This is a genomic window from Prevotella sp. oral taxon 376 (assembly GCF_003043945.1).
Taxonomy (GTDB): domain Bacteria; phylum Bacteroidota; class Bacteroidia; order Bacteroidales; family Bacteroidaceae; genus Prevotella.
In genome coordinates this window covers 1,630,013-1,655,214 of sequence record NZ_PYXG01000001.1, presented here as the reverse complement: position 1 = coordinate 1,655,214, position 25,202 = coordinate 1,630,013, and the positions used below count along the sequence as shown (strand labels likewise).

Genomic DNA, 25,202 nt, shown 5'->3' with positions numbered 1-25,202 from the left:
AAAATCTTTATAACTTTGCATTCGGATTCATGAAACCAGGTATGAAAACCAACCGAGGCACATGCCGGAAAATCGCGGGGGCGGTGCTCCTTGTCGCGGCGGGACTGCTCGTCTGGCGGCTCTGGCTGCCCTCCGAAAGCGTCATGAGAAGAAGCACGGCCCTCATCGAGCATGCCTCCGCCTATCAACTGAAGATCGACGGCGACTCCGTCATGTCGTTCGCTCCCGACACCACCTACACGCCCGCCGTATGGATCAACCGCCTGTGGCTCCTGCCCTCGTGCCTCGGCCGACTGGCGAGCACGCCCTACGAGCGTAAAACCGAGATTCCCGAAGACGACTTCTCGCCGCGGCTGCGAGCCTGGCTGACCCGGGAGCTGGCCGCCAACGACTCCGTGCTCGGCGGCCTGGAGCGCCAGCAGAGAGAGCTGAGATATTACCTCCGCGTGCACGGCGTGCAGGATGAGGGCTACACGGAGATATACCGATACGCACTGAGAATAAACACCAGCATCGACTCCCTGCGCCATGTAGACTCGCTTCTGCAAAAGGCATTGATCAGACGGAATGCCGAGGTGAGGCTCACGACGCGCCATGCCGTGGTCTACCGGACAAGGGGAAGGCTGCGCCGGGAGACCGTGGACTGGACCAACCGGGGCGAAGGCGACTCCTACATGAGGTTTCGCACCCGCTCAAGGATCAAGCCCTTCACCGCAGCGGCCGTCAGCCTGTGGCCCTGGCTGAGGTCGGTCAAGGAGCAATACTTCCTCGAACGCTATGCCGAAGACGGCTTCAAGGCCTGTCGGAAGCCGCAAATTACGAGCCTTTTAGCCGTTAAAAGCGATGCTTCTAACGGCTTCCAGCAAAACCCATATACGGGCTATGGAATAAGATATGCCAAGGAGGGCATAGAATACGCCGGCTATTTCAAAAACGGCAAGCGCGAGGGCGCGGGGCTCTGCGTCGACTCGAGCGGCAGGAGAACGCACGGACTCTTCGCCGACGACACCTTATATTATGGTACACGCACAGACGCCACGGGCACCTACAGCGGCGACATGAACCGGCACGGCACGCCTACGGGGCACGGCATCTTCATAAACCCGGACGGCATACGCTACGAGGGCAAATGGACGGAGGGACAGCGCAGCGGATTCGGATTCGCCATCGGCCCGGCTTCGCTGCTGCACGCGGGAGAGTGGCAGCACGATGTCTATCGGGGAGAGCGACTCATCTACACCTCGGAACGCATCTACGGCATCGATATCTCGCGATTCCAGCACGACATCGGCAGGAAGCACTACCCCATCGAATGGGACCGGCTGCGCATCACCCAGCTGGGAACCCTCAGTCGTAAGCGCGTCAGAGGCAAGGTGGACTACCCCGTCTCGTTCCTCTATATCAAGTCGACCGAAGGCACCACGGTGCTCAACAAATACTATGCCGACGACTATCGGCAGGCACGCAAGCGGGGCATTCCCGTGGGAACCTATCACTTTTTCTCCACTACCTCGCCCGCCAAGAAACAGGCCGAGTGGTTCCTAAAGAACTCGAAGGTGCAGAAGGGCGACTTCCCGCCCGTGCTGGATGTAGAGCCCCTGCCCTCGCAGATTCGCAAGATGGGAGGCGAAGAGGCCTTGTGGACAGGCGTCAGGACATGGCTCAAGGCCATAGAAGAGGGCACGGGAAAGAAACCCGTGCTCTACATCAGCCAGATGTTCGTGAACAACCACCTCCCCTATGCCCCCGACATCAAGCGCGACTACCCCGTGTGGATAGCCCGCTACGGCGAATACAAGCCCGATGTGAGACTCGTCTACTGGCAGCTGAGCCCCGACGGCAGGGTGGACGGTATCCGCGGAGAGGTGGACATCAATGTCTTCAATGGCTACAGGAAGGAGTTCAACAAGTTTGCGGAGGGGTGTCAATAATGCGCCCGCAAAAGACCCAAGGACTTTTTGTCTTTCAGCCAATCAATAAAATCAGAACGAATCAAGGATAAATGGGGTGCGAGCTGGAGACGGGCGGGGCTTTGCCTGCGGGCGAAAACCCGTGCCCTGCTCGATGACGCGCCCGGTTGCCTTGCCCGTAAGCATGTCAGGCGCTATGTGGCTCGTTTGCTTCCACACGCTGCCTGCGGGGAACGGCCGCAGTTTTAGCATGACACCAGTCATTGTGCCGTCGGGCGATGGCAGACCACCCTCTCTCCAGTTGCTTGAATTTATGGTTGATTTTTTCGATTTTCATTGTGGTTTCATTTGATTTTTGATGAAAACGTCGGGAGTTTTTGCTTTCCACGACGATTTTTGATGAAAACGTCGGGTGTTTTTGCTTTCCACGACGATTTTTGATGAAAACGGTGGGCGTTTTTTGTTCCCAACGATGATTTTCAGCTTTCCCTATGCCGGGAAACGCTGTTTTCCTGTTGCAACTCCACCATTCGGACGAACTCGCCACCCCGGGCCAGCAGCTCGTCGGGCGTGCCCTGTTCGCTGACCGTACCGCCGCTAAGCACCACTATGTGGTCGGCATTGCGTACGGTACGCATACGGTGGGCTATGATGATGACAGTCTTGTTGCGCACCAGTTCGGAAATACCCGCTTGTATTTTCGTCTCGTTCTCGGCATCAAGGCTTGCGGTGGCTTCGTCGAGAAGTATTATTGGGGCATTCTTCAGCAGGGCGCGGGCAATGGAAATGCGTTGCCGTTCGCCACCCGAAAGGGTTTCGCCGTTTTCGCCTATGACGGTATCGTAGCCTTGCGGCATTCGGCTGATGAAGTCATCGCACTGCGCCATTCGGGCAACGTGGCGCACTTCCTCGTCGGTGGCGTTACGCTTGCCGATGCGGATATTGTCGGCAATAGAGGCATTGAACAGCAATACGTCTTGAAAAACAATAGAATAGTGTTTCAGCAGCGTTTCGGGGTCAATCTTCGAGATGTCGTTTCCACCCACAAGAATTTGTCCGTCGGCAATGTCCCAAAAGCGTGCGGCGAGCTTGGCCGTAGTGCTTTTGCCCCCACCCGACGGCCCCACGAGGGCGGTAACGGTGCCTTGGCGTGCAGTGAACGACACATCGTGCAACACTTGCTTCTCGGTTTCGTAGGCAAAACTTACGTTGCGGAACTCGATGTCGTAGTTTTCGAGTTGTACATCTGCATTTCCCTCCTGCGTAGGCATGTTTTCTATTTCCTTCATACGGTTGATGCGCACGTCGAGGAAGGAGAGAAGGGCAAGGTAGTTGCACACTTCGATAATGGGATTGTAGACCATTGCCGATGCCAAGAGATAAGCCAAGTAGGTGAATACCGACACTTCGCCCTGCTGCAACAGCCACGCTCCCACCAATATAACGGTGGGCATACCGAGCTTGAGCAGCATTCCGGCGAGGTTGAGGAAGACTCCTGCCACGAGTTCGCCGCGCACCAGCTCGCGTTCGTAGCCCTTCAGCCGCTTGTCGAAGCTGCGGCAGTATGCCTGTTCGCCACTGTACGACCTTATTTCCTGCATACATTCCAGCCCTTCCTGTATCTGTTCGGTTACGCCGCGCTTCACTTTATAATGCTGAACGAAGGCTTTGTGGAGCTGACGGCGCGACAACAGCAGGGTGGTTACGGCGAGCGGAACAACCCAAAAGAGGGCTAAAGCCAAGTGCCAGTTGTAGGAGAACATGCCCACGGCGATGATGACGACGCTCAGAGCCGACGCAAACAGCTGGGGAACAGCGTGCGAGAAGGTTTGCTCGAGCATCGTGCAGTCTTCCATCACGGTGGAGGTGAGGTCGGAAAGGTTGCGTTCGCCGAAGAAAGCGAGGGGCAGTCGGCGCAGCTTTTCTGCCACTCCGATGCGGCGTTGCGCACTCTCGTTGTAGACGGTGGTGTAGGTGCTGTCGTACTGAAAGCGAGCCAAGAAGAACATAAACACAGCCAAGAGCACTGCCACAAGCACATAGAACCACAGCGTGTGCGGCTCGGTGGAGGGCTTGGCGTCAATGTACTCCATAAGGAAGAAGAACAAATAGGTGGGCGGCAGCATCAATGCAAGGTTCATCAATGTAGAGCAGGCGATGCCTTTCCGCAAGTCTTTCGCTCCTTTCTCGGTAAGGGCGAACCGTTGTTGAAGATATTTAATCATAGTTTTATGTCCTTTCTGTTAGGTTTTATAGTTTCCATGCCACCGACTTCTGGTATTCGTTCCACATCTTATAATATAATGTGGCTTGCTCCATGAGTTGTTGGTGCGTACCCTGTTCGGCTATTCTGCCGTTGTCCACCACGACAATGTTGTCGGCATCTTGCACGGTGGTCAGTCGGTGGGCTATCATGAGCACGGTTTTTCCGCAAGTCAGGTGGGCAAATGCCTGCCTGATAAGGTGCTCGTTTTCGGGGTCGGCAAAGGCGGTAGCTTCGTCGAGCACCACGATGGGGGCGTTCTTGAGGATGGCACGGGCTAGGACGATACGCTGCTGTTCGCCGCCGGAGAGGTAGGTGCCTTCGGCCCCGATAACGGTGTCCAGACCTCGTGGCAGGCGGTCGATGATCTCACGGCTCTGCGAAAGGTCTACGGCACGGTTCACTTGTTCCATGGTTGCCTCGGGACTGCCGTAGCGTATGTTCTCCAAAATGGTGGTCTTGAACAGGCGGGTGTTCTGGAAGACGAACGACACGCTGCGCATCAGCGTTGCCTTATCCATGTGCCGAACATCGACGCCGCCAATGCTCAAAGTGCCTTCACGCACATCCCAAAAACGGGGAATGAGCCTTGCGATGGTGGTCTTTCCACTTCCGGACGCTCCCACCAGCGCTACCGTCTTTCCTTCGGGAATGGTGAGGCTGATGTGGCTCACGGCATCGCGCTCCGCTCCCTCATAGCGGAACGATACATTGCGCAGGCTGATGTCAAAGGCCGCTGCTTTCTCGGGATTGGAACTCTCGGGAAGCGGCGACGTAGCGGTGAGTTGCTCCAACCGGTCTACCGCTTCGTTTGCCAAAAAGAGGTTCTGGCTGAGGTGCATGGCTTTCATTACATTGGCTGCAATGACGGGTGCGATGAGCACATAGAGCACCATATCGGCAACGATGACCGCTGTTTCGCCGCCGTGCCCTATCATTATGATGCCCGTAGGCACCAGCAGAAAGGCGAAAGCATTGATGGTTACGGTGTAAGCAGACATGGGTGTGCGCCACGAAAGGGTGTATTTGATGACGAGGTCGCGGTAGTTGATGATGCTGTCGTGGAACCGCTTGAACGAGAATACCGTCTGTTGGAAGACTTTCACAACGGGTATTCCGCGCACGTACTCCACGGCTTCGGCACTCATTTTCTCCTGTGCGTCGAGGTACATACGCTGGAAATCGTTGTTCTTAGGGTTCATCATGTAGCCCATGATGCCGAAGGCGCACACTATCGGCATCATTGCGGCAATGCCCAACTGCCAGTCTACGGCAAGCAGAAGTACTATGATGCCTATCGGAGCCACCACGCTGCCTGCCACATCGGGCAGTATATGTGCCACGAAAGTGTGGGTCTGGCTCGAATCCTCGTCTATTATCTTGCGCATACGCCCCGTGTTCTGCGTGTCGAAAAAGCCCAACGGAACCCGCATCAGCCGTTCCATGGCAGTGCGCCGCATATTGGTTTCGATGCGGAAAGCGGAAAGATGCGAGAGCATGAGGGCGGCGAAATAGAGCAGAACATTCGCCACCGACACCACGAACGCCGCAATGGCATAGTCCCATACGGGCGTATCGGCAAGGTTTCCGTCGGCAGTGAGCAGCGTGCGCACCACCAACCACAGGAAAATAAAGGGTACGAGCGACAGCAGTCCGTTCACTGCCGACAGCACAACAGAGCAGGGAAGCAACAGTCTGCGCCCTCCCATGTAAGTCCCTAAGCGTTTGAGAATCTTTATCATATCTTTATTTATTTTTAACTTGAAGGAGTTGAAGAGTTACACTCCCTCACACTTTCATCAGTTCTTTCCAGCCCGCCATGCTATAAGCTACATATTGCTCGAGCGCACGCTCTATCTCCCGTTCCTCGTACTCATCGTGTTCCACAAGCTCAGAGAGAATACTCATCCAAGTGGAGCTGGCAATATGGAGGAAGAAAGGGGAAATATCGATGTTGATACCGGGATAACGCTCTTTCATCAGGCACAGATATTCCATGCCTATTCTCGTCTGATGCTCGATAATCCTTTCCTTATACCCGGCGAGGGAGGTGCTCTCGGCATGGAAGAGCAGCAGCCGGAGTTCGGGACGGAAGTTCTTCACGAGCGTCCTCATAGCCATGATGTATTCATCCTGGAACTTCCTCACGCTGAATACTTCAATGCTCAAGTGCTGTTCTTCGTTGTGCGACAGGAGATAACGATTGAGCGCGTCGATGAGCGGATGGAGCACTTCGCGGAACAGTTCGTCCTTACTACTGAAATAGTTGTATACATTTCCCACGGCAACACCTGCCTTGCGCGCCACCGTACGAATGGAGGTGCATCTTACGCCATGGGCGATGAACTCCTCGCGAGCTATCACGAGGAGACGCCGCCGTATGTCATCTTTCTGCGTCTGCATGTAGAATGGAATTTAGCAATAATGAACATTGTTCTGTTTCGGTCACAAAAAAAACGCACCGTTCTTCTTTTAAACGATGCGTCTGATAGGTTGGGAATCCATGTCCCGGCTGTATTTGGTGTTTGATTCTTGTCATAAGCCACAGTTTCATGCCGCAAAGATAGCAAATAAACAAACACTCTAAAATACCTAAAAATTGGTATTTCGCAAAGAATACATGGAACTTGATGGCAAGCGACGCCATCATTTCAACGGAACAGGCATTCATAAGGCGGCAGGGCGCAAAGCTCATGAGGAAATCGAGCCGGGCTCACGGAGGAATTACACACGGCTTGTAACACGATTACACGCTGCTTGTAACGACATTACAAGCCGTGTGTAACACCCCCGGAAGCCGTTTCCCGCGATGACACTCCCATCCGTGCGCCCGCCGAAAGACGGGCGGAGGCAAGGGGGCGTGGCCCTGCTGCCGACGATCCGGCTACTCCAGACAGCCGATAATCTCGCTGACCGAGGAGCAGCCATGCGCCTCGAGCCAGGCACCGAGCCCGTCTCTGACCTTGATCGTAACGGCAGGATCGAGGAAATTGGCCGTCCCGATTTCGATGGCGGTGGCTCCCGCCATGAGAAACTCGACGGCATCCTCGGCCGTGCAGATGCCCCCGAGGCCGATGACGGGAATCTTCACGGCCCTGGCCACCTGATAGACCATGCGGAGGGCGACGGGCTTCACGGCGGGTCCGCTCAGTCCGCCGGTCGCGATGCTCAATACGGGCCGGCGCCGCTCGATGTCTATCGCCATGCCCATCAGCGTATTGATGAGCGACACGCTGTCGGCTCCCTCGGCCTCGCAGGCCCGCGCGATGTCGGCAATATCCGTAACATTGGGCGAGAGCTTGACGATGAGGGTCTTGTGATAGCGGGCTCTGACGGCCCTGACCACCGACGACGCCCCCTCCGGGGTAACGCCAAAGGCCATGCCGCCCTGATGCACATTCGGGCAGGAAATGTTCAGTTCGATGGCAGGAATCCTGTCGAGCTCGTCGATGCGAGCGGCACACTCGGCATAATCCTCCGGCGAGTTTCCGCTCACATTCACGATCATATGCGTGTCGATGTCCTTTATCCGGGGGTAAATCTGCGTGCGGAAATAGTCCACGCCCTTGTTCTGGAGCCCCACGCAGTTCAGCATTCCCGAGGCGGTTTCCGCCATGCGGGGATAGTCGTTGCCCTCGCGCGCGCGCAGCGTAGTACCTTTTACGATAACGCCTCCCAAACCGTCAAGGGGCACGAAGTCGGCAAATTCCAAACCGTAGCCGAATGTGCCCGAGGCCGTCAGCACCGGATTCCTCAGCTCTAAATCATTTATCTTTACATGTAAGTCTACCATAACAACCTCCGAATATTAAACACTGGCCCTTCCTTGCATACGCAGAGGTTTCCCTCCGTGGTCTTCTCCACACAGCACAGGCAGGCCCCCAGTCCGCAAGCCATCATGTTCTCCAGCGAGGCCTCACACTCGATGCCGGACCGGCGGGAATACCGGGCCACGGAAAGCATCATCGGCTTGGGACCGCAAGTGGATATCCGGTCAAACCGGGAACCGAGCACGGAATGGTCGGTTACGAATCCCTTCTCGCCGAGGGAGCCGTCCTCCGTGGTAACACATACCTCTCCATACCTGGCGAACTCGTCTAACTCCAGTAAATCCGCAGCGGAACGGGCACCCAGAAGAAAGGTAGGACGGGCTCCGAACTCCCAAATCTTCTTCCCGAAATAGAGAAGAGGGGCTACGCCGACACCCCCGCCGATGAGCAGGAGACGCTCGTCAGGGGTTTGGGGCATCGTGAATCCGGTGCCCAGCGGCAGCACGCAGTTCAGCGCGTCGCCGACTTTCAGGCGGGCCATACGGCGCGTTCCCGCGCCAACGGCCGCCACCAAGAGCCACAATTCGTTGCGCTCCTCATCGAGAAAATTGATGGAAATAGGCCGACGGAGGAAAGTTTGAGGAGAATCGTCGACCTTGACCTCGACAAACTGACCCGGCATCATCTCAGGCAAAGGGGCGCTGTCGGTAAGCCTCAAAAGAACATATTTCTCATTTAAATGCTCAACGCCAACAACCCTCAAGTCAATACACGACTTCTTCATATATTCGTTTTGCAAGGATTTATATTGCAAAGGTAACGAATATTTTGGAGAATCTACTTCTTGGGAAGAAAAGATTCCCAAGTCTGGTCGTCAAAGAAAATTCTGATTTCTGTTATCTTTCGTTGCGGTCTGTCAATTATTTTCACAATCTCCTTAGGTGAGTTTTTCTGCCCGTCGACCACCGATGGAGTGGCAGGGGACAGCCCGAAATCGAGAACGGGCTCAAGAGGAGAAGTCTCTCCGGTTGAGTTTTCATTCGAGGATGAGTTTTTCTCATCCTGATACATGGGACCGGTACCGAACATCAACCAGTCGGTCGACACTCCCGGAAGCTTGGACTTCACAGCCTCCACAATATTTAATGTCGGCCTCGTCCTACCATTAAAGATACTGCTCAGTGTTGCCGGAGCAATACCAAGAAAATTTGCAAAAGTCTGTTGAGTCATGTGCTGACTCTTCATAAGTTCCAAAATTCTATCCTTCATTTTCCTAAACCTGCTCTAAAAATAGGTCCAAAAGCCGACTTCAGCTTGACTTTACAAAGATAAATCATTTTTTTGAGACTTACAACAAATTCCCGAATTATTTACTATTCCAAATATCCGATTCGAAAATCAACAAATTCAAATTACCAAACCAGCATCCGATTCGGTTTTGATTTTGATATGCAAACACGAATTTCAACAAAGAATCCTTTACAAAGAAGAAAAAGAAAGGATTCAGGAAAGTATACTGACTATAAATCAATTACTTACAGAACTCATACGGAAATCTATATAAAATATTCACTTTACTGTGCTATATAGACACCCAAAACCGTATATTCATATAGGATAACTCACTAAAACGATGATTATTAATGATTTAATGTCATGGCAGAAGAATGGATATTTATATAATTAAGTTATCCGAATCGTTATTTCGGATTACAAAACACGAATATAAGCGTTTGTAGATTTGTATATTTGTATAAATGTTGATTAAGAAATACAATACATTAACACCCGTTATACCACATTTATAAATCCAAAATACGCAAACTAAAACACAAAAGAAAGTTAACGATGAATTCTCTTCTTGCCGAATAGAGGTTTTTGGGAAATTTGGGCGAGTTTCAGGATTAGTGCTCAAGTGGATGTAAAAACGGCCCTATTTTTGAGGGTTAAAATGGCTTAACCTCCTCAAAAACAAAGGAGTTAAGGCAAAAAAAGGGGCTATGAGAAGTCGCGATTCTAGCTCAAAATAGAGGAAAAAACGGCATTTTTAGTGCAAAATGAAGAAAATTAGCTCCTTCATCAGGTCTCCGGGAGGAGTATTTGGGTTATCCAGACCCTTACTTTTGGCATCTATCTCTCTAAACTTATGAATGATCTGCATGGTCTTCATACCCGAATAATTTCTCATTCCGGTCATGTAGTCAGTAGCCGCCCACCCCGATCTCAAATCCAGAAACTGGGCTACAGAATCCCGGCTGGTTTTCTGCGGGGCATAATAAGCTATCATCAGATTCTGGAAATAATTGAAGAGCAGAGGCAGGAATGCATACAGGGAACCTGCCTTTGGGTTTTTGTCAAAGTATTTGATAATCTGATTTGCCTTGTAAATATTCCTGTTTACGATGGCATTTCTCAGTTCAAACGGATTGAAGTCCTTGCTCACCCCGATTTGTCTTTCCACGATTTCGGGGGTAACTCGCTTCTCCTCCGACAGAGAAATCAGGACCTTGTCTAGTTCGGAAATCAGCCTACTCAAATCCGTACCGATATGATCGGCCACCATAAATGCCGCTTTCGGGTCGATGGAGGCCCCGTGTTGCTTCAGGTAATTCTCCACAAACCGGGGAAGATCAGCCTCGCGCATTTTGTTGCTTTCAAACACCACCCCTACGGCAGCGGCCTTCGGAACGATCTTCTTACGCTTGTCGATGCTGCCATTCTTATGGCAAAGAACGAGAATCGTAGACGGGACGGGGCTATCGAGATACTTTTCAAGGGGCTCCGTAGCCTTCAGGTTCTGGGCTTCCTTCACGATAATCACGCGATATTGAGCCATCATGGGATATCCCTTGGCAAGGTCGACCAGTTGTGAAGCCGACACATCTGCCCCGAAAAGAACCGTCTGGTTGAAGTCGCGCTCTTCCGGCTGGAGCACATTTTCCGCTATATAGTCCGAAATCTTGTCGATATAATACGCCTCCTCGCCCATTAATATATAAATAGGTGAGAATTTGCGAGCCCTCAGGTCCCCCATGATGGAATCATATGTAGCGGATGCACTCTTTCTTTCAGCCATTGTCGAGGATTATCGATTATTTTTCCTACCTTTGTAAGGTATATGCAAAGATAATAAAATGATTCGATTAAACCTCCCTGATTTCCAAATAAAATTATCGGGCACGACGGAAAAGCCCGCCATCTGGGATGTCCTGCGCAGGAGATATGTCGCGCTGACCCCCGAAGAATGGGTAAGGCAGCACTTCGTCCATTACCTCATCGAGCACCGGGGCTATCCCTCTTCCCTACTCGCGAACGAGGTGAACCTGCAGGTGGGCAACGGCAAGAAGCTCCGCGCCGACACCGTGCTCTATGACACCAGGCTCCACCCCCGCATGATCATTGAATACAAGGCTCCCGACATCCCGCTCACGCAGAAGGCCTTCGAACAGGTCGGCGCATACAACCTGCTGCTGCATGTAGACTATCTCGTGGTCAGCAACGGCATGCAGAGCTACTGTTGCAAGATGGATTATGACCATCAAGAATATTTATATTTAGAAGAGATTCCAGACTATCAAAATATCCAACAGACATGACATTCAACGAATATCAGGAAGCAGCCGGCAAGACCTCCGTTTACCCCCGGGAGCTGCGCATGGTCTATCCGCTCATCGGCCTTGCGGGAGAAACCGGCGAGGTGGCCGAGAAAGTGAAGAAAACCATCCGAGACAACGACGGAGTCTTCGACGAGGACGAGAAACTCGAGATTGCCAAGGAGCTGGGGGATGTGCTGTGGTATGTCTCCGCCATTGCCGGAGACATGGGCTACCGGCTCGACGACATCGCACGGCTCAACCTCGAGAAAATCCAGTCGCGCGACGAGCGCGACATGCTCCACGGGAACGGCGACAATCGTTAATCTTCCTTATCACCTGCCCGAATCTGCAAAAAAGCAGTAGATTTGCAGGCAGTTATATTCCACAGACAAAACCAGCGGGGGCCTTCCGGGCCCCTCGCACAAAGACATCAGGACATGGCAACAGGCAAATGGATCGGCGGCTTCTTAGGATTCATCATGGGCGGAGGACCGCTCGGCGCACTGGCGGGCTTCGCCCTTGGCGCGCTCTTCGACGCAGGACTCAACTCCGTGAACACCGCCGACAACACCTCTTCAAGCGGCAACGCCCACGACGGCTATTCCCAAGACCGGCAACACACCTACCGGCAGCGCAGGACCTACGAGGGCGAGCGCAACAGCTTCCTCTTCTCCCTGCTCGTCCTGGCCTCCTACATCATCCGGGCCGACGGCAGGATCATGCACTCCGAGATGGAGCTCGTGAGGCAGTTCCTCCGCCGGAACTTCGGCGAGACTGCCGTGAAGCAGGGCGAGCAGATACTCCTCCGTCTCTTCGAGGAGGCGAAAAAGATGGGCTCCTACGAATACGGCGACACCATCCGCAAGTGCTGCCGGCAGATCGCGGCCAACATGAGCTACGGGCAGCGGCTGCAACTGCTCGACTTCCTGCTCATGATAGCCCGGGCCGACAGTCATGTCGATGCCTCCGAAATCGACGCGCTCAGGGAGGTGGCGCAGCATCTCAACCTCTCCGCGGCCGACCTCGACTCCATGCTCAACCTCGGGCAGAAAGACCTCGAGTCGGCCTACCGTGTGCTCGGCGTCGCCTCCACCGCAACCGACAGCCAGGTGAAGGACGCCTATCGGAGAATGGCCCTGCGCCACCATCCCGACCGTGTGGCCACCCTCGGGGAAGATATCAAGAAGGCGGCGGAAAAGAAATTTCAGGAAATCAACGACGCCAAGGAGCGCATCTACAGGGCCCGGGGCCTCTGAACAGCCGCAAGAAACATGAATAAAGAAAGATGCAACTGGGCGTGGAACCGCCATCCGGGAGTCTATCAGGACTATCACGACCATGTATGGGGCAATCCCGTGCACGACGACCGGCGCCACTATGAGTTTCTCCTGATGGAATGCCTGTCGTGCGGGCTCAGCTTCGAGCTGATGCTCCGCAAGCAGGAGGTTTTCCGCAAGTGTTTCGCCGACTTCGACTTCGAGCAAGTTTCGCGCTTCGGAGAGTCAGACATCGAGCGCATCATGGGCACCGAAGGCATGATCCGCTCCCGCCGGAAAATCGAGGCCGTGATCTCAAACGCCGCCTGCTTCATCAGGGTCAGGAACGAGTTCGGCAGCTTCGACCGCTATATTTGGTCGTTCACCCAAGGCAAAACGCTGGTCTACAAGTCGCACCAGGGCGAAGCTCCCGTCAGGAACGAGCTTTCCGACCTCGTGGCGAAAGACCTCCGGAAACGGGGATTCAGATATGTGGGCACCGTGATTACCTATTCTCACCTCCAGGCCATCGGCATCATCAACGACCACCAGCCGCACTGCTTCAGGCACGACGAGATCAACCGGGTGGCGGACATCGAGTTCCGCCCGTGAGGCCAGAAGCGCCCTGCCCTGTCGCCCCCATCCACCTCCCGGGGCCCATTTCCTCCCACCTCAAAAACAATCAAGCGGCAATATCCATAAGAAATGGCGGCTCCTAAAGGACACCGCCATTTCTTCCTGTGGACCTGGAGGGAAATGAACTTACCTATATCAGTCCTTGATATTCAGAAATTTAGCCGAACCTCAATTTTTACTGTAGCCAATCTGTAGCCATTTCAGATATTTTTGAGAGAACGCACAGAAGTAGCATAGACTTCTTGTTTTCGGGTTCAAAGTTACAAAAAGATGATACATCTTCCAAATATTTGACTAAAAATGTTTTAGAAAGCTTGTGGCTACAATTTTTCAGTGCATGGTGCAAGACCTATCTATATATAGGCTTGCACCGTGCACTGAAGAGCCTTGCCACTTGTGATATACTGCAGATAATCAATATATAAAATGGTATTATATTACCAGATAATGGTATTTTGATATTCCGTTAAAAGCTCATTTCATTAGGAACTTTGCAGCCATAATCATTATAGTTCAATGTATTATGGCAAACAAAAACAGCAACTCAGAACAAAAGGGACACCTGTACATCGGTTGTCCTACGCTTGAAACTTTAGCTCTTTCATGCGTCAATGCAAAAGATGCTGCTCATACAAGTAGCATCGAGTATTCAAATTTCCTAAAGGCTTGCAAAATGGAAAAGGACATCAGAATCAGCACATATCGGAAATGTGCAGCAGGTTTAGGAAAAGAAGTTCTAATCATACATCTGCCTTTGGGAACCATAGAGTCGATGACCAAACCCAAAGCCCATGTGAAGAATCTTTATGAAACAATTAAACTGGATGAACTGATCAAGGTTTTAATGAAGGTTATGCCAAGTGATGGAATGAAGATAGTGAACTTCATGGAAGAGTTCAAAGGGCATCTAACAAGACACGACAAGGAGAACCTGATGAACCCCTTTCTGTCAGCTATTGTAGAACTTTGCCAAAACTTACTTAATGATGATGGAAAACCATGAAACACGCTCCCTAATGGATGAGCTTCAAACTCTTCGCGAAGAGTTCAGGCAGATAGCCTGCTTTATCAGAGAGCTAAAGCGTGACTACTCTGTATTAGAAGAGAAAATAGAGTTAAGTACGGCAGATGTCTTGCATCTGCTTGGTATATCAAAGGCATCACTTGCCAGATGGCGGGAGGCTAACTCTATTCCTTACCGATATGTATCAAGTAATCATGTGGTCTATCCATTCAAGGGACTCTACCTTTCGGTAAAGACGGGCAGGGCTACATTCAAGGGCTTTCGCCGCTTGGAGGCATTACAACGTCTGAACGCCTACAAAGATGGTGTCCTTAAAGGCTACATGGGGGATTCTCAAACCTTATTTGAAGAATTATGAACATCAAAGAAGAAATACTAAGCCGAACGAACAAAGGACTGGAGGTGTTCTGCTTCTACATGCCCATCAACTTTGTACCCAAGCGCAACTTCCGTAATCCATTGTATGACGATAGGCGTGCATCATGCAATATCTACCTCGATAATAAGTCTGGCTGCTACCGCATGAAGGACTTTGGCAATGACGCCTACTCAGGTGATTGTTTCTGGTTTGCTGCAACTATGCTCGGTTTGGACGTGAGAAAAGATTTTATGAATGTTCTTGAAACAATCATCAGAGATTTACAACTCAATATTCGTCTTGAAGAAAGAAAAGAATACGGTAATAAGCGACCTGTCTTAATAAAACCTTCAAAGCAGCCTATATTACCTCCACCCGACCTTAATACTTCCATGACAAGCGAGAAGTGGTTTACATATATCGAACAGCCCTTTGGAGAAGAGGAACGAAATTATTGGCGACGATACGGCATTGATACCAGGACTTTGCTACGCTTCCATGTTAAATCATTAGCACGCTATGAATCCGTTTCAAGTCAGGGCAAGCCATTCTCACTTGTTTCTACGCGAGAAGAGCCTATGTTTGCTTATTGCCTTGGCAGGTTTGTGAAAGTTTATCGTCCCAATAGTAAATTGCGCTTCCTCTATGGAGGCAAGGAGGTGGATGACTATGTGTTTGGTTTTGAGCAGTTGCCCTGCAAAGGCGATATGATATTCATTACGGGGGGAGAGAAGGATGTGCTTTCACTCTCGGCTCATGGATTCAATGCCATCTGTTTCAACAGCGAGACAGCACAGATACCAGAGAATATCATTGAGGGACTATTGCTCCGTTTTCGACATCTAATTATATTGTATGATACGGATGAAACAGGATTAAGAGAAACTAAACGACAAGTCGAAGCTCTATCCAAGTTTAAGGTGCTTCACTTAACATTGCCCTTACAAGGCACAAAAACAGAAAAGGATATTTCCGATTACTTTGCCTTAGGCAATGGTTCGGAAGGTTTAAAGGCACTGCTTTCTGATATGTTTACCCAAATGTATGCACAGACGATGATGATATTGCAATCTTGTGAAATAGACTATGACAATCCTCCCGATGCCTCGAAGTCGGTGGTAGCAGTAAACGGCGTACCCCTCGGTACACAGGATAATCTGTTCTGCATCACTGGCGGAGAAGGAACAGGCAAAAGCAACTACATTGCTGCCATTCTTGCCGGTACTCTTGGTGCAGAACGCTTACAACCAGAACAAACTTTGGGATTGGAGGTAACCGCCAACCCCAAAAGATTAGCTGTACTCCATTACGACACAGAGCAATCAGAAGCACAGTTGCATAAGAATTTGGGGAAGACACTTCGTCGGGCAGGAGTCACGTCTGTACCAGAGTTCTACCATTCTCTTTATTTGGCTTCACTTTCTCGTAAAGATAGATTGAAAATTATTCGTGAGAGTATGGACTTGTTTCACCATAAGCACGGAGGAATACATCTTGTGGTAATTGACGGCATTGCAGACTTGATACGATCTGCCAATGACGAAACGGAGAGTATAGCCATTGTGGATGAACTCTATCGTTTGGCAGGAATCTATAATACTTGCATCATCTGTGTGCTCCATTTTGTCCCTAACGGTATTAAGTTGCGTGGACATATTGGTTCCGAATTACAGCGCAAGGCAGCAGGTATTCTCTCCATAGAGAAAGACGATAACCCTGAATATTCGGTTGTAAAAGCTCTGAAGGTGCGTGACGGCAGTCCGCTCGATGTGCCGATGATGCTTTTCGGCTGGGACAAAGATGCGGATATGCACGTCTATCGTGGAGAGAAGTCGAAAGAGGATAAAGAAAAGCGTAAGACGGATGAACTTTTGGCTGTTGTAAAATCAGCTTTCCATACCAAGCTAAGACTCTCATATCAAGAACTATGTGACGTATTGATGCGTGAAATGGAAATCAAAGACCGAACGGCAAAGAAGTACATTGCCTATATGAAAGAGCAGTGTATATTGTCGCAGGACGCAAGTGGTAACTATCAAAAGGGTGAGCTATGCCATACTTAGAACAGACAACAGAGAACGATTGGTGCAAGCGATTGTTTGACAGCTTGAGAGCTGTCGAGAGCAAACTCGACCAACTGCTTGTGATGAAAGAGCAATCTGTTGACACAACTATTCATCCGCCTCTTAAACCAGAGTATCTTGACATAATCGACGTGTCGAAGATTCTCAAAGTAGAGCAGAAAACCATTTACAATTGGGTATGGGCAGGAAAGATCCCATATCTCAAAGCGAATGGTAGACTGCTGTTTCTTCGTGACGAGATAGACGATATGCTTCATAAACGAGAATGTTGGTGATCAACAAGCAATTTGTTTATTGCCGAATTCTAACTTATGGCACATCTTAAAATAGACATGAATATGAAGAAGATAGTTAAATTTTAGGACAGTAAATCAACTATTAGTTTATTTATGGGAATTATTTTCAACCAATAAGCTATTATTTGAAATGATTTGCTTATCTTTGCGGTTGGAATAAATACAAGCAAGTAAACTATGAGTGTATCTACAGGTAACAAAATCAACCAAATGCTCCAATTAGGACAAAAAAACGGATTGTTGTTTGCTCAATGGCTAACAGGACGAGGATATTCCAGTCAGCTATTGAAAAGATACCGCATATCGGGATGGTTAACACCTCTATGTAGAGGTGTAATGTACCGTACTGGAGATAACCTATCTGCCTATGGTGCATTGCAGTCGTTTAATGAACAGTTAGGAAAGAAGTTCCGTATAGCTGCTCATTCTGCATTAGAGTTATGGGGCTTCAATCATTATGTGCCAATGGGTAAGCCATTGCTGGTGATAACTGCTACCAATGAGAGAATGCCTCAATGGATGAAGCTTAACGTATTCGACCGTGATTTTCATTTTTTCAAAACAGACGCATTTATGCAAGCACAAATAACGACTTTGTCTTATTTAGATTGGAATTTACTCGCGTCTACTCCAGAACAGGCTTTTATGGAATGCTTGTTACTATCGCCGCGGCAATACAACTACATGGACTTGTACTATATAATGGAACAGCTAACAACATTGCGTTCAGAGGTTGTTCAATCGTTATTGGAAACAACCAAGAACTATAAGATGAAGCGCCTATTCTTATATATGGCAGAAAAAGCAAACCATTATTGGTTTGAAGAATTAGACTTATCTAGGATAGATTTGGGAACTACAAAATTGCAGTTGGTAAAGTCGGGGGTATATCTCAGTAAGTATAAAATGACAATCCCCAGAGAATTGAACGACTATGAATAATCATCAGTATAAAAGTCAAGTGGCACTATTGGTACGCATCATGCCCTTGGTTTATAGAATCAAAGATTTTGCCGTACATGGTGGTACGGCTATCAACTTGTTTCATCAGAACATGCCACGGTATTCTGTGGATATAGATCTTACCTATATTCCCTTGGAGGCGCGTTCAACGAGCTTGGAACATATCAATCTGAATCTTCAAGACTTGAAAACGAGCATCGAACGAGCCGTACCGGGAATACATGTGGTACATAAAACAGATGTATGGAAACTGCAATGCACATACAATGGCACTACGGTGAAAATCGAAGTGAATGGCACCAAACGTGGCATACTTGGAGAAGCGGAAGTAATGAACCTCTGCCCAAAGGCGGAAGATGAGTTTCAAGCTAACTGTAAGGCACGCATCGTACCTTATCCACAACTATATGGAGGTAAGATAGCGGCTGCTCTCAGTCGCCAACACCCACGTGATTTGTTTGATTGCAAGTACATGAAAGACGAAACATTGGATGAAGTAAAAGACGGTTTGTTTCTGTGCTTACTGGGAAGCGACAAACCCATCATAGAATCACTTTGTCCTAATGACATTAATCAGGAGGAGGCTCTTGAACATCAGTTCAAAGGAATGACCGATATTCCTTTCACTTATAAGGATTATGAGTCCTCGCGTAACGACATTATCAGAAAGGTAAATGCCTGCCTTACCGATGAGGACAAAGACTTCATCATTTCTTTTGAAGAAGGCTCCCCGCAATGGGAACTATGTTGTGCTGGTGATTTGAGCAAATACCCATCCGTACAGTGGAAACTGCTCAATATCGAGAAACTAAAAAAGCAAAATCAAAAGAAGTTTCAAGAAGGAATTGATAAACTCAAAACTTTTTTTGAAAAAATGATGTAGGTATAATCCGAATATAAACACTACCTTTGCAACGTAAATAGTGCCGATAAGGACCTTTGTCGCTTTATTAGCACTCTAAAAAGGGGAAATGGGGCTGTGTACTTTGTCGATACAGTCCCTTTTCGGTGTATTAAAACTTCAAAATCTTATGGATCTCTGAATAGAGCATAATAAGAAAGAAGACTATCAGCTGCTTAAAAACAACTAATAGTCCTCTCTTTTAGTGGACTTGCGGAGAGTCGAACTCCGGTCCGCACAAGGAAACCATATGCTTTCTACATGCTTATTTCAGCCTTCTGTTTTCGAGTGTTGGCAAGACCTGAACCACCAACCAACACCTTATCCTCTAAATTTCATCTATGCATCGAGGCATACACAAACTATTTCCGATTTACCTGCACCGCTTGACCCTTAGATTCGGAACAACATCCTTGGAGCAGTGTCTCGTCGCATCACCTGGTGACGCAATAAAGCCAGTAATCTACTATGCTTCGATTAGGCAGCGAGAGCGTAATTGTTTTCGCCAATTAATTTTTTGGCCACTCAGATTTAGGAGGTAGCCGTCGAGCCTCCGCATGCTTACATACCATCTCATCTTGCCGTCAAATCCATACAAGCCCTCGGTATGTTCTGCAAAGTTACATATTATTTCTGAATTTGCTGAATGAGATTCGATAATTTTGTTGCAAATTTATTCTTTTAGATTCAAAATCTTACTTTATGACGTACTATTGTCTCTTTTGCACTGTGTTCTGAAACTGTATCAGGAGGATTTTGCAAGTCTGATTTTGGGGAGAGTTCTTCACCTCCTTCTTTGTCCGCAGTAATCGTCAAAGTGATTTTTCTGTCCAGCTCTGCCGACTGCCCTTTGAGCGAGCGAAGCTCGTCCTCTTTTCTCCATGAGCCATTGGCAATAGCGGTATAGATTTCCTTGTTTGCAGAAATCTTTTCTCGCTCCTTCTCATGGGATTCTATCACTTTCGGGATACGCTCCAAGGCATTAACGAAGTTCTCGCACGCAAGTTTCGGGTCGGTAGCCAACTTACCATTATTATAGGTATAGTAGATACTCTCCTGCCCTTTTACAAAGAAGCGGTTCACCGAACAGTCGAACAAGTCTTTGGAAGTACTCTCCGTCTTGACCATTATGGAAAAACCATAAACATCACCGATTTTGTTGTACTCTCCTTTGGTGCATGCTTTTTCGTCAATCTCTTGCAGACGGGCAGCAATGGCCTTGATGTCGGTACTGTCTTCCACGCCCTTGATAGTCAGTTTGTTAATGGGCTGCCCATCGGTATCACGTTCTAGACGCTGCTCAAATAGAGCTAAGTCTGACTGTGCCTCTTTGATTTTGTCCGAATGGAAGGACACTGAACTCTCAATCTCTGCCAACTTGCCGTTTGCTGCATCACGCTCACGGAGGAAGTTCTTACGCTCGGATTCCAGCGTGGCAATCTTCTTGTCGAGTTTGGCTTTCTCTAACAAGTCTGTATTACCGGATAGCACAGCAACATACTCTGAAAAGTTCATACCGCTATCCTCGTCCATCGAGCCCTCGTCAATGGTACGGCTGCCCAAAGTGTTTGTCTTGAGCTGGTTTATGAAAAGCTGCTTGTTGTGAAGCAAATTGAACTTATAGCTGTCCAGCGACCGTTCCACGGCATAGATAATCACATCGACCTTGTTGTCTGCAAATTCTTTGGCTATCAAATTGCCCTTGCGCACGGCTCGTCCGTTACGTTGCTCCAAATCAGAAGGTCGATCGGGTAGGTCAAGGGCATTACTGCCCTCTTCCCCCCTAAGAACCGTACTTGAGAGTTTCCCCTCATACGGCTCAAGCTTTTCTAAATCCCTATTCTTATATAGAGACCGGCTCATATTACTTCTTGTTGTTGTCATTGGATTTGCGGGATAATTTGAAACATTCGTCATGAACCAATAGGTTGCATTTTCGTCCGTTTTGGACGGTAGGCATCACATTCCATGCCTTGTGCGTGTTTATCGGCTCACCACATATTGGACATTTTCTACCCTGCTTTTCCCATAGGTGAAGCAAAGACTTACGCCCTTTCAGTGAAACAAGCATTTTCGACTTCATTCTTTGGTTGAAGTATAAACGACAGTCCACGTCAAACGGATTCATATCTCCTTTTATCTGCGTATATTGCAGAAAGGGGAACGAGGAAGTCAAAGTCAACAGTGCTAGTTGGTCTTCCTTTCCATTTGATTTCTTGAACTTGGCTGCAAAAGTCCAACTGTTACCTCGGATATTATGCCAATAGCGGTCTTTAATCCATCGCTTTCCTTTCTTGGAGTGGCGACGTTTAGCCCATTGCCATAGGGAGAGGAATATCTGATGGTCAATTCTGTGAAAGGAATCACGCGTTGCGCCATGCTGATAGTATGCTCCCCATCCTCGGATTTTAGCATTCAACATTCTGATTAAGGACTCCTGCCTGCAACCCTTGTTGCCTTTTATCACCTTACGAATATTCTCCATAAAGCGTTTTTCGGCTTTCTTGGTCGGCTTGGTCAATATTTCATTACCGTATTTGCGGATGTTGAAACCGAGAAAATCGAACCCGTCACGGACATTGGTTATCACAGTCTTTTCTTCTGATAAGGTTAAACCTCTTTCAGCCATGAATTCGGCAACCAATGGTTTGATTTCGTTCTCAAGCGTTTCCCTGTTCTCGCAGGTGATGATAAAATCATCGGCATAGCGTACCAAATTCACCATGGGGGAATAATGTTTCCCTTTTATGGTTCTTCTTTTATACCTCTCTGCGAGAACTTTCTGCAATCCATCCAATGCCATATTGGCAAGCGTCGGGGAGATTATACCTCCTTGTGGTGTACCCTCCTCCGTCGGGAACATCTGTTTGTTGAAGATATAGCCGCATTTCAACCATTTGCGGAGCATCGCCTTGTCCATAGGGATGTTGGCGAGTAGCCATTCGTGGCTGATATGGTCGAAGCATCCTTTGATGTCACCCTCCAAAATCCATTCGGGAGAATAGCCTTTTCGGAGAATATTATGGCATTGCATTACAGCGTCCATACAGCGGCGTTCCTTGCGGAACCCGTATGAACGAGTATCGGCTGTAGTTTCGGACACTGGTTCCAATGCCATGAGGTAGAGTGCTTGCATGGCTCTGTCTTTCATTGTCGGTATTCCCAATGGGCGCAGTTTGCCATTGCTCTTTTTGATGTGAACTCTTCTCAGGGGCTTCGGCTGATAGCCTCTGCGTCTGAGGTCGTTTATTGCTTGCATTTTTGTTTCGGGTTTATCCCATGTCTCCATGTCAACCCCAGGGGTGTTGCCACCTCCGTTAGAAGTTACTCTCTTTACGGCTAAGGCTTTTGCGTAAAAAGAGTGGGTCAGCGTCCACTGTAAGGCTTTCACCTTATTGTGTCTGCCGTCCTTTTGAGCCTTTACAATACGTGCTTGTAGCTTTCTGACAGCCAACTCTGCCTTGGTCCAGTCTATGCTGTCCCAAAGTGTCAGCTGATTGTCAGCAGGTGCACACGATGTTTTGTTTTCGTTCATTTGCATTCCTTCTTTTGAAAGTTCTAAAAGTTAATTGTAAAGAATTACCATTAGACAACAGTCGGGTATCTTGCCTCCCGAATATTGTCACAGAAGTCTGCCCACTTTCGTGTCGGGTGATGTCGCCCAAATCAACTCGTGATGTCGGCTCAATCCGTATCCGTTCCATTACAGAACGGCATTCGCTTTTTCTGTTATCTTATACCTGCACACCGTTCAGCTTCCATTGCTGTCAGCTTACCTGCCACTTTGACATGACAGGAGATATACAGGCTTACCATGTTCCACATAGATAACTAACGGATAGGTTAGGTTCTGTCTCATCCTCCGGCGGTGCTTATATCCGTGTAATCCTACCATGGAGAGGATTAACTGACCGCTTCCCTTTTGGGAAGAGTGTACCAGTATCTTACACTCATTTACGACATTACGAAGTTTACTAACAGTTCGCTTACGCTAACCATACTATCCAGCCTCGCCACTCTGCGGTATGATACTAACCGCACTTGACTTTCCCTCACGGTTCTGTCTTGTCCTTTCGGAAAGTGTACTTTGTCCCAACCGCTTAATACAACATTAAGGTGCATTGGTCGGTAGGCTACCGCTGACGGAACAGCGGGTTAAAGCTGATACTCGTAAGTATCATTCTAACAATTATCTATGCGACTTCATGTCGCACCCAAGGCGTGTCCAAATGATGAATAGCAACTGCGCGCTGCTGAGCGTTGACACCCGTGCCGAGCATGGAAGTAGAACCGAAGATGATACGGATGTCTCCACGATTCATTGCTTCGACCATCGCTTTCTTGGCTTTCTCATTCTTGCACTCCTGAATGAAGCGTATCTCGTAGGACGGGATATGATAATCTTCCACCAATTTACGCTTTACCTCCGAATAGATATTGAAATCTCCGCCGGGCTTGTAAGTCCCTAAATCAGAGAAAACGAACTGCGTCCCTTTCTGTGCATCGTACTTCTGATAATAGTCATTCAAGAGTTTCGCACAATGACTTGCCTTGTTGTCGATATGATCTGAGTACCCATTTTCATCAATCATGCGTAAATCAAGGCTCATCTTGCGCGCATAATCAGTCATTAAGAATTAAGGGAAGCAGGAGGAATTATAGGGAATGTAACTATTTGAAATAGTATCATTTAGCATTTTCTTACTGTTTTGATGGTAAGCGAAAACGAGCATCAAACAGCAGGAGTTCCGTTACCAAATCGTAACCCATCAAGGAAAAAGCAAAAAGGGGTTACGGATTGAATGTAAATTGTTGTCTTTTAGGTGTTTATTCCTCATCTTTCATTTTTCTGCATCGCTCATGAACACTTATTCATCTGTACCTTTGCAAGCAAAGGAAATTTTGAAAAAACGACAGAAAAAAATGAAGGAAAACAAACTGAAGGTATCGTTCTTCGTTCAGGCGAAACGAACCGACAAGAAAGGGCTTGTGCCTGTCATCGGGCGTATCTCGGTGGGTAGAACCCATTCGGGCTTCTCCACCAAGTGCAAGACTCCGATCGCTCTATGGGACAGCCGTAAGCAACGGCTCATCGGCAAGAGTGCAATGGCGGTGTCCGTCAATCAGAAACTCGGTGAATGCACCGCACTCATCCACGCACGCTTTCACGAACTCAGTGAAAGAGGAGAATGCTTTACCGCCACAGACGTGAGGGATGCCTATCAGGGGCAAATCCACCGCCAAGCCCTGCTTTTGGAGAGTTTCGGGGAGTATCTCACACAGACTAAGGAGCGTATAGGTATTGACCGAGCCTTGAAGACGTTCAAACTCCGTACCTACCAACTCTCCCTGCTCCGTGAGTATGTACAAAAGAAGCACAAGGTAAGCGATATTCCCCTTTCACAGTTGGACAAAACCTTTATCGAGGGCTTCGAGTATTATCTCACTATCGACCGCAAACAGAAACGCAGCAGCATATCGAGTACCTTATCCACCTTGCAGACTATAGTCCGCATGGCGGTAAAGAAAGGTGTGCTCGACTTCTATCCGTTCTTGGGCTACAGTTACGAGCGACCAAAGGGCGAGCCGAGAAGCATTACGAAGGAAGAACTTGAGCGCATCATCGAGTTAGAGATTGAATGGGAAAACTATCGTATTGTCCGTGATTTGTTCGTCTTCTCCTGCTTTTCAGGGCTGGCAATCTCCGACGTCCGTAATCTTCGGGAAGAAAACATCGTCACGGAAGAAGGTGAACTCTGCATCAAGGGCAGACGAATGAAGACCAAGACTCCGTATCGTGTACAAGTACTTCCCCCTGCACTGACTATCATGAATCGATATAGAGGAACAAGGGCTGGCTTTGTATTTGATGTCCCTACTACTGACGTCATCCATAATGGCATGCACCACATACAGAGAAACATCGGTATGGAAACTCCGCTGACCTTTCACATGGCAAGGCACACCTTTGCTTCGCTTATCACACTCTCGGCAGGTGTACCTATCGAAACGGTGAGCCGTATGCTCGGACACACCAACCTGAGAACAACACAAGTCTATGCAGTGGTTTCCTCCGAGAGAATCCATCGGGATATGCAGAAAGTACAGCAACGAATACAAGATACATTCACCTTAAAACTTTGAA

At 48.8% G+C, this 25,202-nt stretch carries 23 protein-coding genes, 1 other RNA gene and 1 pseudogene; 13 read left to right on the top strand and 12 right to left on the bottom strand.

Going from position 1 to position 25,202, the window contains the following annotated elements:
* The first annotated feature begins 41 nt into the window (after positions 1 to 41).
* Positions 42 to 1,931, top strand: a complete 1,890-nt coding sequence (locus C7120_RS07235) for a GH25 family lysozyme (RefSeq protein WP_233247040.1) — start codon at positions 42 to 44, stop codon at positions 1,929 to 1,931.
* Positions 1,932 to 2,097: 166 nt separating this feature from the next.
* Here the strand turns inward: C7120_RS07235 and C7120_RS13900 are convergent, their stop codons facing one another.
* The 4 genes from C7120_RS13900 to C7120_RS07215 all read right to left on the bottom strand — a co-directional run bounded on the left by C7120_RS13900 (position 2,098) and on the right by C7120_RS07215 (position 6,576).
* The gene (locus C7120_RS13900) at positions 2,098 to 2,247 is read right to left on the bottom strand and encodes a hypothetical protein (RefSeq protein WP_158267355.1); all 150 of its coding nucleotides are present in this window, start codon (positions 2,245 to 2,247) and stop codon (positions 2,098 to 2,100) included.
* A 142-nt stretch (positions 2,248 to 2,389) separates the two neighbouring features.
* Positions 2,390 to 4,135, bottom strand: coding sequence for an ABC transporter ATP-binding protein (locus C7120_RS07225; RefSeq protein ID WP_107620960.1), 1,746 nt, complete (start codon positions 4,133 to 4,135; stop codon positions 2,390 to 2,392).
* Positions 4,136 to 4,160: 25 nt separating this feature from the next.
* A complete protein-coding gene (locus tag C7120_RS07220) occupies positions 4,161 to 5,915 on the bottom strand; it encodes an ABC transporter ATP-binding protein (protein ID WP_107620959.1) in 1,755 nt (584 codons plus the stop codon).
* Between the two features lie 46 nt (positions 5,916 to 5,961).
* A complete protein-coding gene (locus tag C7120_RS07215) occupies positions 5,962 to 6,576 on the bottom strand; it encodes a TetR/AcrR family transcriptional regulator (protein WP_107620958.1) in 615 nt (204 codons plus the stop codon).
* A 196-nt stretch (positions 6,577 to 6,772) separates the two neighbouring features.
* Here C7120_RS07215 and C7120_RS13770 point away from each other — a divergent pair, with 196 nt between their 5' ends.
* Complete coding sequence (locus C7120_RS13770; protein ID WP_146154210.1) at positions 6,773 to 6,958, top strand: hypothetical protein; 186 nt, start codon at positions 6,773 to 6,775, stop codon at positions 6,956 to 6,958.
* 99 nt (positions 6,959 to 7,057) lie between these two features.
* Here C7120_RS13770 and C7120_RS07205 read toward each other — a convergent pair whose 3' ends face one another.
* The 4 genes from C7120_RS07205 to holA all read right to left on the bottom strand — a co-directional run bounded on the left by C7120_RS07205 (position 7,058) and on the right by holA (position 11,019).
* On the bottom strand, positions 7,058 to 7,966 hold the full coding sequence (locus C7120_RS07205) for a dihydroorotate dehydrogenase (protein WP_107620956.1): 909 nt from the start codon (positions 7,964 to 7,966) through the stop codon (positions 7,058 to 7,060).
* Positions 7,960 to 8,727, bottom strand: coding sequence for a dihydroorotate dehydrogenase electron transfer subunit (locus tag C7120_RS07200; protein ID WP_107620955.1), 768 nt, complete (start codon positions 8,725 to 8,727; stop codon positions 7,960 to 7,962). Before C7120_RS07200 ends, C7120_RS07205 begins: the two co-directional genes overlap by 7 nt.
* Before the next feature lie 53 nt (positions 8,728 to 8,780).
* Positions 8,781 to 9,212 (bottom strand): helix-turn-helix domain-containing protein, encoded by a 432-nt coding sequence (locus tag C7120_RS07195; protein ID WP_107620954.1) that lies wholly within the window; start codon positions 9,210 to 9,212, stop codon positions 8,781 to 8,783.
* 778 nt (positions 9,213 to 9,990) lie between these two features.
* On the bottom strand, positions 9,991 to 11,019 hold the full coding sequence (holA, locus tag C7120_RS07190; RefSeq protein ID WP_107620953.1) for a DNA polymerase III subunit delta: 1,029 nt from the start codon (positions 11,017 to 11,019) through the stop codon (positions 9,991 to 9,993).
* A 58-nt stretch (positions 11,020 to 11,077) separates the two neighbouring features.
* On the opposite strand from holA, the gene C7120_RS07185 reads away from it, so the two are divergent.
* The 10 genes from C7120_RS07185 to C7120_RS07140 all read left to right on the top strand — a co-directional run bounded on the left by C7120_RS07185 (position 11,078) and on the right by C7120_RS07140 (position 19,039).
* Positions 11,078 to 11,539: a type I restriction enzyme HsdR N-terminal domain-containing protein gene (locus C7120_RS07185; protein WP_107620952.1), complete on the top strand. Its 462-nt coding sequence runs from the start codon at positions 11,078 to 11,080 to the stop codon at positions 11,537 to 11,539.
* Positions 11,536 to 11,862 carry a nucleoside triphosphate pyrophosphohydrolase family protein gene (locus C7120_RS07180; protein ID WP_107620951.1) on the top strand — a complete coding sequence of 109 codons (327 nt, stop codon included), beginning with the start codon at positions 11,536 to 11,538 and terminating at the stop codon, positions 11,860 to 11,862. The genes C7120_RS07185 and C7120_RS07180 overlap by 4 nt, the downstream gene beginning before the upstream one ends.
* A gap of 114 nt (positions 11,863 to 11,976) precedes the next feature.
* Entirely contained in the window at positions 11,977 to 12,795 is an 819-nt protein-coding gene (locus C7120_RS07175) for a TerB family tellurite resistance protein (protein WP_107620950.1), read from the top strand.
* A 15-nt stretch (positions 12,796 to 12,810) separates the two neighbouring features.
* On the top strand, positions 12,811 to 13,407 hold the full coding sequence (locus C7120_RS07170; RefSeq protein ID WP_107620949.1) for a DNA-3-methyladenine glycosylase I: 597 nt from the start codon (positions 12,811 to 12,813) through the stop codon (positions 13,405 to 13,407).
* A 547-nt stretch (positions 13,408 to 13,954) separates the two neighbouring features.
* Entirely contained in the window at positions 13,955 to 14,434 is a 480-nt protein-coding gene (locus C7120_RS07165) for a hypothetical protein (RefSeq protein ID WP_107620948.1), read from the top strand.
* Positions 14,421 to 14,813, top strand: a complete 393-nt coding sequence (locus tag C7120_RS07160; RefSeq protein WP_107620947.1) for a hypothetical protein — start codon at positions 14,421 to 14,423, stop codon at positions 14,811 to 14,813. Before C7120_RS07165 ends, C7120_RS07160 begins: the two co-directional genes overlap by 14 nt.
* A complete protein-coding gene (locus C7120_RS07155; protein ID WP_018910664.1) occupies positions 14,810 to 16,876 on the top strand; it encodes a bifunctional DNA primase/helicase in 2,067 nt (688 codons plus the stop codon). Before C7120_RS07160 ends, C7120_RS07155 begins: the two co-directional genes overlap by 4 nt.
* The gene (locus C7120_RS07150) at positions 16,864 to 17,172 is read left to right on the top strand and encodes a helix-turn-helix domain-containing protein (protein ID WP_107620946.1); all 309 of its coding nucleotides are present in this window, start codon (positions 16,864 to 16,866) and stop codon (positions 17,170 to 17,172) included. The genes C7120_RS07155 and C7120_RS07150 overlap by 13 nt, the downstream gene beginning before the upstream one ends.
* 198 nt (positions 17,173 to 17,370) lie before the next feature.
* On the top strand, positions 17,371 to 18,135 hold the full coding sequence (locus C7120_RS07145; protein ID WP_107620945.1) for a type IV toxin-antitoxin system AbiEi family antitoxin domain-containing protein: 765 nt from the start codon (positions 17,371 to 17,373) through the stop codon (positions 18,133 to 18,135).
* Positions 18,128 to 19,039 carry a nucleotidyl transferase AbiEii/AbiGii toxin family protein gene (locus C7120_RS07140; RefSeq protein WP_107620944.1) on the top strand — a complete coding sequence of 304 codons (912 nt, stop codon included), beginning with the start codon at positions 18,128 to 18,130 and terminating at the stop codon, positions 19,037 to 19,039. The genes C7120_RS07145 and C7120_RS07140 overlap by 8 nt, the downstream gene beginning before the upstream one ends.
* 221 nt (positions 19,040 to 19,260) lie before the next feature.
* On the opposite strand, the gene ssrA is transcribed toward C7120_RS07140, so the two are convergent.
* From ssrA to C7120_RS07115, 4 genes and pseudogenes are all read right to left on the bottom strand, one after another.
* Positions 19,261 to 19,659, bottom strand: a transfer-messenger RNA (tmRNA) gene (gene ssrA / locus C7120_RS07135).
* A gap of 85 nt (positions 19,660 to 19,744) precedes the next feature.
* The gene (locus C7120_RS07130; RefSeq protein ID WP_107620943.1) at positions 19,745 to 20,920 is read right to left on the bottom strand and encodes a helicase; all 1,176 of its coding nucleotides are present in this window, start codon (positions 20,918 to 20,920) and stop codon (positions 19,745 to 19,747) included.
* A gap of 1 nt (position 20,921) precedes the next feature.
* Positions 20,922 to 22,592 carry a group II intron reverse transcriptase/maturase gene (gene ltrA / locus C7120_RS07125; protein ID WP_107620234.1) on the bottom strand — a complete coding sequence of 557 codons (1,671 nt, stop codon included), beginning with the start codon at positions 22,590 to 22,592 and terminating at the stop codon, positions 20,922 to 20,924.
* 679 nt (positions 22,593 to 23,271) lie between these two features.
* A pseudogene (locus C7120_RS07115) lies at positions 23,272 to 23,646 on the bottom strand (helicase); the annotation flags it as partial.
* 334 nt (positions 23,647 to 23,980) lie between these two features.
* On the opposite strand from C7120_RS07115, the gene C7120_RS07110 reads away from it, so the two are divergent.
* Positions 23,981 to 25,201 carry a site-specific integrase gene (locus tag C7120_RS07110; protein WP_107621429.1) on the top strand — a complete coding sequence of 407 codons (1,221 nt, stop codon included), beginning with the start codon at positions 23,981 to 23,983 and terminating at the stop codon, positions 25,199 to 25,201.
* The last annotated feature ends 1 nt before the right edge of the window (position 25,202 follow it).